This is a genomic window from Pseudomonas sp. GM21, assembly GCF_000282215.1.
Lineage (GTDB): Bacteria > Pseudomonadota > Gammaproteobacteria > Pseudomonadales > Pseudomonadaceae > Aquipseudomonas.
On the sequence record NZ_AKJS01000043.1, the window covers coordinates 1 to 11,344 of the forward strand.

Annotated in this window: 15 protein-coding genes and 1 tRNA gene; 2 read left to right on the forward strand and 14 right to left on the reverse strand. The window is 57.9% G+C overall.

Translation table 11 applies throughout. The annotated features are described in order from the left end of the window. Positions 1–200: 200 nt before the first annotated feature. The gene (locus PMI22_RS21510) at positions 201–545 is read right to left on the reverse strand and encodes a hypothetical protein (RefSeq protein ID WP_157214411.1); all 345 of its coding nucleotides are present in this window, start codon (positions 543–545) and stop codon (positions 201–203) included. A 289-nt stretch (positions 546–834) separates the two neighbouring features. Here PMI22_RS21510 and PMI22_RS21505 point away from each other — a divergent pair, with 289 nt between their 5' ends. Then, positions 835–1,326 carry a hypothetical protein gene (locus PMI22_RS21505; protein WP_033048954.1) on the forward strand — a complete coding sequence of 164 codons (492 nt, stop codon included), beginning with the start codon at positions 835–837 and terminating at the stop codon, positions 1,324–1,326. Between the two features lie 139 nt (positions 1,327–1,465). Continuing rightward, a complete protein-coding gene (locus tag PMI22_RS21500; RefSeq protein ID WP_007944160.1) occupies positions 1,466–1,765 on the forward strand; it encodes a hypothetical protein in 300 nt (99 codons plus the stop codon). A 230-nt stretch (positions 1,766–1,995) separates the two neighbouring features. Here the strand turns inward: PMI22_RS21500 and PMI22_RS21495 are convergent, their stop codons facing one another. The 13 genes from PMI22_RS21495 to atzF form a co-directional block, all read right to left on the reverse strand. Continuing rightward, positions 1,996–2,442, reverse strand: coding sequence for a hypothetical protein (locus PMI22_RS21495; protein WP_157214412.1), 447 nt, complete (start codon positions 2,440–2,442; stop codon positions 1,996–1,998). Between the two features lie 408 nt (positions 2,443–2,850). Continuing rightward, complete coding sequence (locus tag PMI22_RS31300) at positions 2,851–3,006, reverse strand: hypothetical protein (protein ID WP_007944163.1); 156 nt, start codon at positions 3,004–3,006, stop codon at positions 2,851–2,853. Then, positions 3,003–3,416, reverse strand: a complete 414-nt coding sequence (locus tag PMI22_RS31900) for a hypothetical protein (protein ID WP_238543883.1) — start codon at positions 3,414–3,416, stop codon at positions 3,003–3,005. Before PMI22_RS31900 ends, PMI22_RS31300 begins: the two co-directional genes overlap by 4 nt. 198 nt (positions 3,417–3,614) lie before the next feature. Continuing rightward, positions 3,615–4,052, reverse strand: a complete 438-nt coding sequence (locus tag PMI22_RS0129205; RefSeq protein ID WP_177323423.1) for a hypothetical protein — start codon at positions 4,050–4,052, stop codon at positions 3,615–3,617. Between the two features lie 53 nt (positions 4,053–4,105). Next, positions 4,106–4,768, reverse strand: a complete 663-nt coding sequence (locus tag PMI22_RS29930; RefSeq protein ID WP_007944164.1) for a Rha family transcriptional regulator — start codon at positions 4,766–4,768, stop codon at positions 4,106–4,108. 1 nt (position 4,769) lies between these two features. Next, positions 4,770–5,009: a helix-turn-helix transcriptional regulator gene (locus PMI22_RS0129215; RefSeq protein ID WP_007944165.1), complete on the reverse strand. Its 240-nt coding sequence runs from the start codon at positions 5,007–5,009 to the stop codon at positions 4,770–4,772. A gap of 54 nt (positions 5,010–5,063) precedes the next feature. Beyond that, positions 5,064–5,804 (reverse strand): hypothetical protein, encoded by a 741-nt coding sequence (locus tag PMI22_RS21490; protein WP_007944166.1) that lies wholly within the window; start codon positions 5,802–5,804, stop codon positions 5,064–5,066. A 78-nt stretch (positions 5,805–5,882) separates the two neighbouring features. Then, a complete protein-coding gene (locus PMI22_RS21485) occupies positions 5,883–7,187 on the reverse strand; it encodes a tyrosine-type recombinase/integrase (RefSeq protein ID WP_007944167.1) in 1,305 nt (434 codons plus the stop codon). Between the two features lie 175 nt (positions 7,188–7,362). After that, positions 7,363–7,436 (reverse strand) — tRNA-Gly (locus PMI22_RS0129220). 179 nt (positions 7,437–7,615) lie between these two features. Beyond that, positions 7,616–8,500 (reverse strand): alpha/beta fold hydrolase, encoded by an 885-nt coding sequence (locus tag PMI22_RS21480; protein WP_007944168.1) that lies wholly within the window; start codon positions 8,498–8,500, stop codon positions 7,616–7,618. Positions 8,501–8,810: 310 nt separating this feature from the next. Beyond that, positions 8,811–9,503, reverse strand: a complete 693-nt coding sequence (locus PMI22_RS21475) for a pseudouridine synthase (protein ID WP_007944170.1) — start codon at positions 9,501–9,503, stop codon at positions 8,811–8,813. Between the two features lie 57 nt (positions 9,504–9,560). Beyond that, positions 9,561–9,755 (reverse strand): cysteine-rich CWC family protein, encoded by a 195-nt coding sequence (locus tag PMI22_RS21470; protein WP_007944171.1) that lies wholly within the window; start codon positions 9,753–9,755, stop codon positions 9,561–9,563. Between the two features lie 187 nt (positions 9,756–9,942). Beyond that, the coding region (atzF, locus tag PMI22_RS21465; protein ID WP_007944173.1) for an allophanate hydrolase at positions 9,943–11,344 on the reverse strand (1,402 nt) is incomplete at its 5' end.

Here is an 11,344-nt window from a genome sequence, read left to right on the forward strand (position 1 = left end):
TGTTTTTACACACTCTGGGCCGATTGGTGACTATCTCAGTCGGCGGAAATCGACAAGAAACCGCCATCCAACGTACATAAAGCCACGATTTTTTGAGTGTTCTGCTTAATATACGCGCGCACGCGCGCGTGCGCGTACTGGTCTGAAAATCATCAAAATCCGCACGCTTTAGGGTCGAGACATGCCACGGCCTTGGGCAATTAGTGATGCTGTTCCACTAGGTCATGCCTGTAGAGAAAACCTTGCTTCAGCAAGTACTCGGGCGAGGCGCCCAGATGGGCCGTCAGGCGACGCAACCAGTCCTCACCATCCATGGCGGGCGTCGGCTGCTTCGCCAACTTGCCGGCAAGGGTCTTGGCGATTTCCTTGTCGGTCAGCACTCGTTCGAAACCTGACACGGGCACTACGGATAGCAGGAGAGCGCCATGGCGCCGCAAAGCATCCTGCTCGACCCCTGCCGTAGTCTGCTCGAGGAAATGCTGCACGACCGCTCCGGACTCCAGAATCACCGAGTGGAGCCAGGCCAGTGGTGCGTGTGTATGCACGGATGAACATAGTGTGCTTTCCGTATCAGTTTATGTGCACCTCAAGTTCTACACATAACAAGACAAAATGGGACGAACGAGTCTTGATTTCAGGGCTTAGGAAATGTGTTTTTCGTTGCACTTTGTCGGGATAACTCAAAGTGATACGCACCAATAATCTCGGGGCAGGTAGGGGGCGTCTGCTTAGAGGACATATCTCGAATGAATGCTTCTGGCCGTTCTCTGCCGGTCGTCACTACGGCGTGTGCTGGTCAAGTCGAATGCAAACGGTTGGTCAGCAAGAATGCAAATGACTGGTCAGTGGCAATGCAAATGGGTGGTCAAGTGCGATGCCATTATCTATGACGATGTCATTCAGGATCTGCTGCATTCCGCTGTAAAGGATTTGGACAGGGATGCTCAGCTGGCACTGTGGGCTGTGACCGATGCAGGCTGGGATTACATCTACGATCACCATGCGGGTCAGGACGGCGTTGCGGGGGTGCCTCTCAATACACGCGACATTGTCCGCAAGCTGAAGGAAGAGGTTCTCTCGGCCGCCGCTGATTACGAAAGCCCGAGTCTCTATCGTTACATCTTGGGCGAAGATGACCCCGAGGGCGACGCGGGTGAAGATGAAGATGGCGATCTCGAAGAGCCTGTCATCTTCGGTAACGGTCTCGGCGCCCTGCTCGGCGGCGAAAGCCGGTTGAGTTCTGGGCTAACCTTCGATGAGGAAACCTACGCCAAGACCAAGCCGCTGTTCATCTCGACCGTGGCGAACTTGAAGGCCGCCAGCTAAGACCTGCGCGAAGCGATGCGCATCGTGGTCCGCATGGTCGCCGAACGGTTCGGCGCCGACGTGGCGCAGTACATGAAGCCTTACGAAGTGCGCTTCATTGCGGATGTGCGCGACGGCAAGGTCACTCTGGAGAGCAAAGATGAGCGCGGAACGGTACGCAGCAATGGCCCGCAAGCATTGGACGAAGTGGCTGCCGGAAAGGACGGCGGAACTGAAAGCGGCCGGGGATTGGGAGTCGACCCTGCGGACGCGCGGAAAGTGGGCGGCCGAAAGGGTGCTGGAACTGATGCAGCAAGGGTTCCAGCAGCACGAGGCGGAAGAAGTGGCACTCAGCGAGTTCATCCTGCTGAAACCGGAGCCGAAGGCGAATTTGGAGCCGTGGGAGCGCAAGGAACTGGCGCAACTGGAGCGGGAATACCGCAAGACGCACCGCGAGTAACCAGCATCGACGGCGCGTCTGTGCCGCAACCACGCCTAAGCTAGATAAGGACTTACAGGACGACAAGGAGCGTTATATAACAAGGCATCGCGACATGGCATGTCGCCTGGTAGGAGTTAGAGCCGGGAGAATCGGATCGGTGTTGTCCGTTGGGCTCGAACAGCCATTTACTGGCCTCTTTTCCAGTGCGCGCTGTCGGATGGCCAGCTCGTTGTGCAGGACTACGACGGTCAAGCCAGGTGCTCCAGCCACTGCTCATGGGTCAGCTGGGTGACGCTGGTTTCAACCTGCTGCTTCATTCCGTACTTGCGCGCGGCTAAGCGCTCGGCCATCCGCCAACGACTGTCGATCATCAGCTTGGCCTTGCTGATCGCCGCCGGCTCAAGCTCGGCGTCGTCGGCGATGTCGAGCGTCTCGTCGACGACCAGATCAATACGCACCGCCATGGCCGCCTGGTAGGCGACGCGGAATTCTTCGTGCCTGATCAACCAGCGGCAGACCACTGCACGCGCCGGCATGCCTGGGCGTTTGCACAGGCGGTTCAGTGAACAGGGCTCCATCAGCGCGGCACAGATGCGCTCGACCATTTCCGCGCTGTAGGTGGTCGGGCGGCCGGGGCCGCGCTTGGGCTTGGCAGGCTCCGCTGGCTTGGCCGCCGGGTAGTCGGTGGGAGGCATGCTGGTCACGGCTTAGCTTCCTTCCTGGGTTGGCGCATCGCGCTCGGTGAAGGTCCGGCCGCTGGTTCGATAGGTGACGTACAGGCCGGGCGGTTGTCCTCGGCCATGCGCACCATGGCGGCCAAGTCCTGGGTCTTAACGGGTGGTCTTGCTATGAGCCGAACAGCGCCATGCCTGGCGCACCATGAAAAGCCCGGCAGGGGCCGGGCTCTGGAGGGGCGCGCGTAGGGGCGCAATTTGAAATTGATGATAGGTTTTTCGCTCAATAAGTCAACAGCTCAATAGAGTTTGACTATTTGTCGACCGAGGGCAGATTGGTCAAAAAATGGAAGTAGCCGTGCTGGTAAAAGTAGCCGTCTTGTCACTTTATCTGGCCAGTGCAGGACGACTGCGCGAAATTTCGCACTCCTAATCACCCCGCGGCGGCGACCTTGGCCCCGAGGTGGTGTGCAGGCTGCTGTAGGGGTAGTGGATCAGCCGGTCGATGGCCTCGATGACGGCGGTTTCCACGGATACGATCAGCCGTTGCCTGGCCTTGTTGCCAAACAGGCGGTTCTTGCTCATGGTGCTGACTCCAGTGGGGTGCGGTCATAGGTGGCACGCAGCTCTGCCCCGATTACACAGTAACGGTCTGTGGGGGCGTGGCAGAGGCGGCACGTCATTAGATGCTTGAGGTACTGGTCGCGGGCTGCAATCCATTCAGGCGAGGCCGTGGCTGCCGTATGGATGGGGTGCTGTGGCTCGCGGTTAACTTCCACAATTTGTGGAGGTTGCGCGGTGGTGACCAATTGGAGCGATTGCGCCATATGGTCGGGCTGTTGTGCTCGATTGATCCACGCCGGGTTGCGGCGAATCAGTGCCGCCACCTCGGCAGGATCGCAGCCCCCGTCGATGGCATCCTGGATGGTGATGGTCTTGCGCCATTGGCCAGCCGCCCATGTGTTCTCCCCGGATTTATCGAAATCGTTTGGCAATTTGACAGTGCCGATTGCGGCGCGAATGGCGGAAAGGACGGGTTTTGCCCTTGCGCACTACTGTTTTGCCCATCGCTTAGTGCAGCGTTAACAGCAGCAAGCATTGGTATATGTATAAAGGGCTTCACTATCTGAAGCAGGTGTACCCCCGGTATCGATTCAATAATTGAAGCAAGCCAACCTGGTTTCAGCGGCATTTCACACCGATTTATGGTCATTTTGAGCCTCCCCTGCTTCATTAATTGAATCGACCGGCTTCACAAGTTGAAGTGGGCGTTCTGTTCTTTTGATGGAAAAACTTCGTGGCGGGGCGCGGGTGGCGTTTACCTCCAGATCAGCACCTGGGCATTCGTCGATGGCATGCCAAGTCAGAGCGTAAAGAGCGCAGAGCCCCCCAGGATTAAGAAAGCGCCCCTCGCGTGTCCGAACGATCAGGTTTTTGTTCTGCAGTTCATCAAGCACCTTTGTAAGTGTTGCGGTCGATGCTATGCCGCGCGATTTGAGCTGCGTGATCGTTGCTGACAGGTTGCCGTTGTTTCTGCCGTTGTATTGCCGCACAAGCCAGTGAAGAACCTTGAGCGCACTGCCGGACAAACTTAGAAAATCTGGGTGATCTTCGACAACGTGCAGAAACATAGAAAACCCACCAGCCTCCCTACGTCCTTTGGACTTTCCGTATGACTTGGCCATCAGCCAATTACCACCTCAAGCGGGAAGCTCTCGCGCAATAGTGTTTTACGTTGTGCATAGGGTGTTCCTGAAAGGATCAGCGCCGTATTTCGGCAGCGAATTTTTTTCAGTTCGCGCAGTGCTGTGATGTTTAGCGCAGAGTCCGCTATTGGTGAAAAAGTGCCGGTCAGCACCCAGTTGCAGAGCAAGCCTTCAGTGCGGTAGTGGTGTGACTCGGTAGACTTTCCAGCGGCGGCTCGTGCTTGCTGCAATGCATCGCACATCAGCCGGGAAGCAGCGCACTTGTCCTGATGCTCCAGTAGGCGCAGCGGATCTGCTTTCTGTTTCGCGAGCCGGAGAAGCACTTTATGTTGATTCAGAAAAGCATCGACCAATTTGGCTTGCCCTTCCATGGATCGTTTCCCGCCAATAAATGGCATCAGCACCAATGCGTCGCGTTCGGAAAGGCGATAGCAAGGTTGAGTCTTGCCTCGTGAGTCAATGTAATCTCGCGGCTCAATAGTGAGCTGCGAAATGGCCCCGGTCTCGACAAGACTGGCCAGCGAGCGCAGCACATTCTTGTGTGGGCGGCCGAACAGTTGAGCGATAGTGGTGGTATCCACTGACAGCTGGTCACGGTTCGAAATTACAAGTGGACTATCAGTTGGATTGGACTTCTTCATGTCAGGCTACCGTTCTCGCGTCGAGCTTGGCGAGTAGCCATGCCTCAACTTCGGCACGCACAAAGTACACGCGGGCTTGCCTGCCAGTGCCGTCTTTCATCGGCTTTGGAAAAGTGGGGTCTTTGGCGCGCAGCTTATTCACGCCGGATCTGGTTCGGCGAAGAAAGGTTGCCAGGTCGACCATGGTTATGAGTTCGGGAAGGGTTGCGGCGTTATCTGCGTCTGAATGGGTACGTTTCAAGATGGGTGCTCCTGTATGGGACAGGGCGCACTGTGCGGAATGGATTTTTGTGTGTCAGGGACGTTTATTAAATCGGTGTGCTTTCTCGCCGCTCATGCGGTAACAGTAGTGGGTGTATATGGATTTGTCCCAATAGTTGGCTACCCTTCGCTTGAGAGTTTCCGGTGCTTCATCTGCGTCCCAAGAGTCCGGTACCAAGTCAGGCCGTTGTGTGATGGCCTTGTCGCAGGACGCCAGTAGAGACAGCACCGTCGATTCGCGGTAGAACTTGCAGGCCAAAGCATACAATTCGAATTCATCAGGCCGATGCGCAGCTCTTTTCCCTCGCTTGCCTGGAGGTAAGTCGCCAGCTATGAAGTCCGCGAAGCGAGGCCGGTTGAAAACATCTGGTCTTATCTTTCGTGCGTCGTTTACGGTAAGCAAGCCAGCTCGGATGTCCCGGATGAAATCATCAGCATTCCGCTCATCTGCCCATTCGATGAAGGCGCACAGCAGCTTTACCGTCCCATCGGTGTCCAAGTCGAAAATTTGTTGGCGCGTCACGCCAATCTTTTCCCAGATCAGAAGAAACTCCTGAAAACCATAGGGACAGAAGCGAAAGCACTTCCCATAATCCGGTCGGCCTGGCTCTAGGCCAATGACCATGACAAAGCCGTTCGCGTTGACCTCAGCGGCGAGCACGTCAAACGGACTGGAAAGGCGCTCCTCGTTGCCTTCGCTCACCGCTGAAGCCAGGGTTTTTGCTGCGTGGAATGTGGCCGTAACCCCATTTGGAAAGCGCAGAATCAAACTCATGTGTCCTCTCTCTCCGATACTCTTGCGATTTGCAGATCGCCCAGGCAGGCGGCTGATGAGTGCTTCCACCCTGCCGGGTTATGTCTGGAAAAGCTTCTCGGGGAAATTCTGTGACAGCGCGCTGGTACCGCTGGCAATCACTGCGCGGTTAAAATTTTCAATCTGGTCTGGTGTTATCCCAGTTTCTAGTGCGCCCAGAAAGTCGGCGTACCACTGAAGCATAGTGCGGCGTAGCACAACATATTCAGCGTTGTTGTAGAGGCCGGCCATGCCTTGCTCTTTGTGCGCCAATTGTGCTTCCACAAGGTCTTTGTCCCAGCGATGTTCGCGCAATAGGGTGCTGGCCGTGTGGCGGCTGCCATGTCCTACCAGGCGGCCTTTGTACCCAACCTTGTTCAGCGTCAGGTTGATGGTGTTTTCGCTGATTACCGGTTGCTTTGCGCCGATACCGGGAAACAGGTAGCGACCGCGTCCGGTCATGCGGTGTAGTTCGCGCAAGGCATCCAGCGCCTGCCGAGATAGAGGGGTGACGTGGTCACGGCGAGTTTTCATCTTGGCTGCAGGAATGCACCACAGCGCATCCGCAAAGTTGATTTCATTCCACTCAGCATGGCGCACCATGCCGGGCCGGCTGGCAGTCCATAGCACTAACCAGGTGGCGACGCGTGCTGGCGTGCGGCTGGTGCTGCGGCGTAGGGCTTGCAGGAATGATGGCAACTCAGGCTCCAGCAGGTGAGGGTACTGTTTGGCCTTGGGTGTCGGCTTGGCGATTGAGCCAAGCTCACTGGCGGGGTTGTATTCGCAAAGTCCACGCGCGATGGCCTGGCTGAATATTTGGCGCAGGGCTACGCGGATTTTGTCGCGGGTGTTCATTGCGCCCCTGGCTTCGATACGTTCTTGTAGGTCGGCACAGTCTCGGCGGGTGATTTCAGTCAGCAACTTGCTACCCAGCGCTGGCAGCACGTCATTATCCAGATAGCCGCGCATCAGGCGTAGAGTGCTAGCGGCGCGGCCGTCCTGAGCCTTGCGTTGATACCAATACTCGGCGGCAGCGGCAAAGGTATTAGCGCTGGCAATCTCTTTGGCTTCACGCTGCTCGATCTTGTGCTGTACGGGGTCGGTGCCATGTGCAATCAGCTGCTTAGCTTCGTTGGCCTTTTTGCGCGCCAGGGTGCCGGGCAGGTCGGGGTAGCCGCCCAAGCCATGCCAGCTCCATTTGCCGTCGGACTTCTTGTATCGCAGCTCCCATGACTTAGTTCCGTTCGGTTTGACTCGGAAGTACAGGCCAGGGCTATCTAGCTCCCGGTAGGTAGTAGCTTCGGGCTCCAGGCTCGCCAGCGTAGTGTCCGCCAGAGGTCGGCGTTTGATCTCGCTCCGCTTCATTTCGTGTATGCCTAACTTCTGATTTTCTGAAGCATACATGTGGGCATACACGCCGCCAAGGCATACATGGGAGTATGTAGGGATATGCAGACACAAAAAAACCGACTCAAATGGCCAGTTTGTCTGGGCTTCAACTGACCTCCTACACATCCGGGGTCATGCTGAAATATAGAAGTGGAGCGGGTGAAGGGAATCGAACCCTCGTTATCAGCTTGGGAAGCTGGAGTAATGCCATTATACGACACCCGCTCAGAGCGGCTGACTTTGTACCAGATGTGCGCGCGGAAATGAAGTTTTTCTTTGCACGAGACGACTTTAGCGCAGGTGAAACAGGCCAAGACCGCGAGGCGGTCTTTCGCGGGCAAGCCACGCGCCTACAGGAATGCATTCAACACTGTAGGACGGGGCTTGCTCGCGAGGACGCTGTTTCAGATTGCCAGTGCATGGTGATCCTTGACGTAGTGGTAACGCGTTCGGCTCTCATGCTGCGATGGTGTCAGGAACTCCAGCAATGCATTGCGGCTGTCTCGGCAGGCGGCTTTGTGTTCCATGTCGAGAAAGTGGCCGGTGGCTTCCAGTGTCGTGAAGGTGGCGTTCTGAACGTGGTTGGCGAACAATCGCGCGCCATCGGCGGCGGTGTATTCGTCCCATTCGCCATTCATGAACAGCACCGGTACGTTGATTTTCTCCGAGGCTTTGAGGAAGCACTGGCGATCACTGTGCAGCAGGTCGCTGATGTGGAAGTGCATCTGTCCGTATTCATGATCGGCCAGGCTGCTGACGTGCCGGTAGTTGAAGCGCTTGAACAGGGTCGGCAAGTGTTTGCCGATGGTGCTGTTCACCAGGTTGCCGACCCGGTCGCCATCCCGGCTGCCGAGGTAATCGACGCCGCGCTCGAGGTAATCGAGCATGTGTGCGTTGATCTCCGGGGAGAACGAGCTGATCACGGCTTTTTCGATCCGTCGTGGCTGATGGGCGAGGGCGACCAGGGTCGCGGCGCCGCCCCAGGAAAACGACAGCACGTGTTCGGCGCCGAAGTGGTCGATCAGCTCCAGGAGGATCTGCCCTTCGACTTCCTTGGTCAGCAATTTCTCATGCAGGTTGTGGGCTTTGGACCTGCCCGCGTAGGGCTGGTCGTAGCAGACCACGTTGAACTGCGGATGGAGGTTTTTCACGGTTTGTGCAAACGACGCAGTCGTGGCCATCGAGCCGTTGACCAAGATAATGGTCTTCTCTGCGGCGTCTGCGCGATAGAACTCCGTGTAGACCCGATACTGACCCTGTATATCCAGCACAGCGATTTCTGGCCTCATGTCATATGACTCCTGGCAAGCGGGTATGCGCGCAACTGAGATTGCACGAGCTTTGTGACAGGTAGGCATACGCCTGAAATTTTGGAGCCCATGTCGATCCGGTAGCAGGTCGACGGGTATTATTATTGGCGGGCAGTCTGTCGGTTTGAAGCGGAACCTGAGGGTTCTCTAACCGGCAAAAAGTTTCTTAGAGGTATGTGGTGACTCATCAGTCACATTTCGGCTGACGACCTGATTCAAGCAGGGTAGACGCCTTCGTGCAAGACCCATTGGTAAATTGTTCGACAACTTCTGCTGAGCGGTCGCCTGCTTAGATCAAATGAATCTCTTCGGTGCGCAATGCACGGTACTCGCCCGGTTTTAGCGCGTTATCGAGCACCAGCGGGCCCATGCGCTCGCGGTGCAGGCGCAGGACCTTGTTGTCGAAGTGGCCAAACATGCGCTTGACCTGGTGATACCTGCCTTCGACGATGCTCAGACGCGCCGACTTCGGCCCCAGCAGCACGAGCTCGGCGGGCTGAGTGGTGAGGTCTTCGAAAGCGAAATACAGTCCTTCGGTGAATTTCAGCGCGTACTCCGGCCCGATGTCTTGTTCGGTCTCGACGTAGTAGACCTTGGGCAGTTTGGTTTGCGGTTGGGTCAGGCGTCGCGACCAGCTGCCGTCGTTGGTGATCAGCATCAGGCCGGTCGTGTTGAAGTCGAGGCGACCGGCGATGTGCAACTCGTCCTTGTCCGGCTCATGGATCAGGTCAAGGACCGTCGGGTGCTCCGGGTCGCGGGTGGCGCTGACGCAGCCGGGTGGCTTGTGCAGCATGAAGTAGCGTGCGGGCTTGCCGACTTGCAGGACCTCGTCGTTGACTTCGACGCGGCTGAACTCGAGCACTTCGGCGTGCGGGTCGCTGACGATTTTTCCGTCGATCCGCACGCGCTTTTCGACCAGCAACAGGCGTACCTGCTTACGGTTGAAGCGCGGCAGGTTGCTGAGGAAACGGTCAACGCGCATGGCAAGGGATCGGAGGGAAAAGGGCCGCGTATCTTACGTGATCGGCCGGGCGCGTGCTTACAGCTGCGCTTCGACCTGCGCACAGCGTGGGCACAGGCAGGATTTGTCACGCAGTTCGGGCGGCAGCGCTGCGAGCACGTCCGGGTCGATGCTGACGCTGTAGCACCAGCAGGCGCGATCAGCGGTTTGCGGGACGGCCAGGGTGCAGTCATTGGACGCGCCGCAGGCTGGGCAGAGTTCAGGCCGGTTCATAAAAGGTTTCTCATAACGCGAGTGAGACGACGGCAAGCATTCTAATGGGACTGCAGGGAAATAACTGCTGCAATTGCGCTGAACCTTGTGGGAGCGAGCCTGCTCGCGATGGCGGAGTATCAGTCGACATCATAGGTGAATGTGCTGACGCCATCGCGAGCAGGCTCGCTCCCACAGGGGGTGGTGTTCAGGCCAGGGATTGCAGGTATGCACGCCATCCACCGAGATGGCTGATATCCACAGCCCCCTCCAACCCATACGCCTCGCAGATGAACCCGCTCTCCCAGCGTCCATCCGCCAGTTGCACCTTGCCCAACCCGAGAGGCGCCGGAATTCCGGTCAGGAACGAGCCCAATTCACTGCTCGGCACTTCCCAAACTTCCACCGCAATCGCCACACCGCCATCCTTGACCCGAACCATCCCCGGACGAAACGGTGGGCCACCGGCCAAGGCGTACAGTTGATAGTCCGGCGAACTGAATGTCGACTCGACCAACCGAGCTCCGCGCCGTTTCAATTGCCAGTTCAGCGCCAATCCATCCAGATGCGCGCCACACACCACCAACCGTGCCCGGTCGTTGCGCGCAACCGTTGTTGGTGCCGGTGTAGCCAGACCTTGCTGGCGCTGGAAAGCATCCGCCACGCTCAACAAATACTGATCGGTAAACGCCCGGCCAAACAGCGTCACGCCCCATGGCAGACCATTGCCCATGAAAGCGCTGGGCACGGCGACGGCGGCGTAATCGAGCAGGTTCATGAAGTTGGTGTAGTAACCCAGTTCCGAATTGCGCAGCACCGGTTCGGCGTCCAGCTGCGCCAATGTCACCGGGCGGCCGATGGTCGGCGTGACCACGTAATCGAGCCCTTCCAGCGCCTTGTCGCACAGCGCCTTCAGGGCTTGCAGGCGGTACTGGGCGCGGAAGGTTTGCACGCCAGTCACCGCCGGCGCTTTGGCCAGCACCGCTTGAATCACCGGCAGCACCGCTTCAGGTTTTTGCTCCATCAATTCCCCGGCCACGCTATAGCGCTCGGCCACCCAAGGCCCTTCGTAGAGCAAGCGGGCCGCTTCGAGAAACGGCGACATGTCCAGTTCGACGGCTTCACCGCCCAACGCCTTGAGCTGGTCGATGGCATCCCCGAACAGTAGCGGGCCTTCGGGGCAACCGAAGAACTCCAGGTCCTGCGCGCGCGGCACGCCGAAGCGCAAATGGCGCGGCGTACCGAATGCCGAGCCGTCGTTCCACTGCGGGTTGCTGCGGCTGTATTCGTCGCGCGGGTCGAGGTGTGCAGTGAGCGCCAGCAATTGGCTGGCCTCGCGAGCCGTCGCCGTGAAGGTCGTCACGCAATCGAGCGTGCGGCAGGCCGGCACCACGCCCGCAGTGGAGATCAAACCTTTGGTGGCTTTGAGTCCCACCAGATTGTTCAAACCTGCGGGCACACGCCCCGATCCTGCCGTGTCCGTGCCCAGCGAAAAACTCGCCACACCCAATGCGACCGCCAGCGAAGATCCGGCGCTGGAACCGCCCGACGGATACTCCGGCAACACGCTGTTCGGGCACGCGCCATACGGCGAGCGGCTGCCGTTGAGG

Bases quoted from the DNA above. Each gene is read 5' to 3' on its own strand.
- PMI22_RS21495 (WP_157214412.1), bottom strand. From the start codon at position 2,442: ATGCCTCCCACCGACTACCCGGCGGCCAAGCCAGCGGAGCCTGCCAAG.
- PMI22_RS21490 (WP_007944166.1), bottom strand. From the start codon at position 5,804: ATGAGTTTGATTCTGCGCTTTCCAAATGGGGTTACGGCCACATTCCAC.
- PMI22_RS21500 (WP_007944160.1), top strand. From the start codon at position 1,466: ATGAGCGCGGAACGGTACGCAGCAATGGCCCGCAAGCATTGGACGAAG.
- PMI22_RS0129205 (WP_177323423.1), bottom strand. From the start codon at position 4,052: ATGTTTCTGCACGTTGTCGAAGATCACCCAGATTTTCTAAGTTTGTCC.
- PMI22_RS31300 (WP_007944163.1), bottom strand. From the start codon at position 3,006: ATGAGCAAGAACCGCCTGTTTGGCAACAAGGCCAGGCAACGGCTGATC.
- PMI22_RS21505 (WP_033048954.1), top strand. From the start codon at position 835: ATGACTGGTCAGTGGCAATGCAAATGGGTGGTCAAGTGCGATGCCATT.
- PMI22_RS21485 (WP_007944167.1), bottom strand. From the start codon at position 7,187: ATGAAGCGGAGCGAGATCAAACGCCGACCTCTGGCGGACACTACGCTG.
- PMI22_RS29930 (WP_007944164.1), bottom strand. From the start codon at position 4,768: ATGAAGAAGTCCAATCCAACTGATAGTCCACTTGTAATTTCGAACCGT.
- PMI22_RS21470 (WP_007944171.1), bottom strand. From the start codon at position 9,755: ATGAACCGGCCTGAACTCTGCCCAGCCTGCGGCGCGTCCAATGACTGC.
- PMI22_RS21480 (WP_007944168.1), bottom strand. From the start codon at position 8,500: ATGAGGCCAGAAATCGCTGTGCTGGATATACAGGGTCAGTATCGGGTC.
- PMI22_RS21475 (WP_007944170.1), bottom strand. From the start codon at position 9,503: ATGCGCGTTGACCGTTTCCTCAGCAACCTGCCGCGCTTCAACCGTAAG.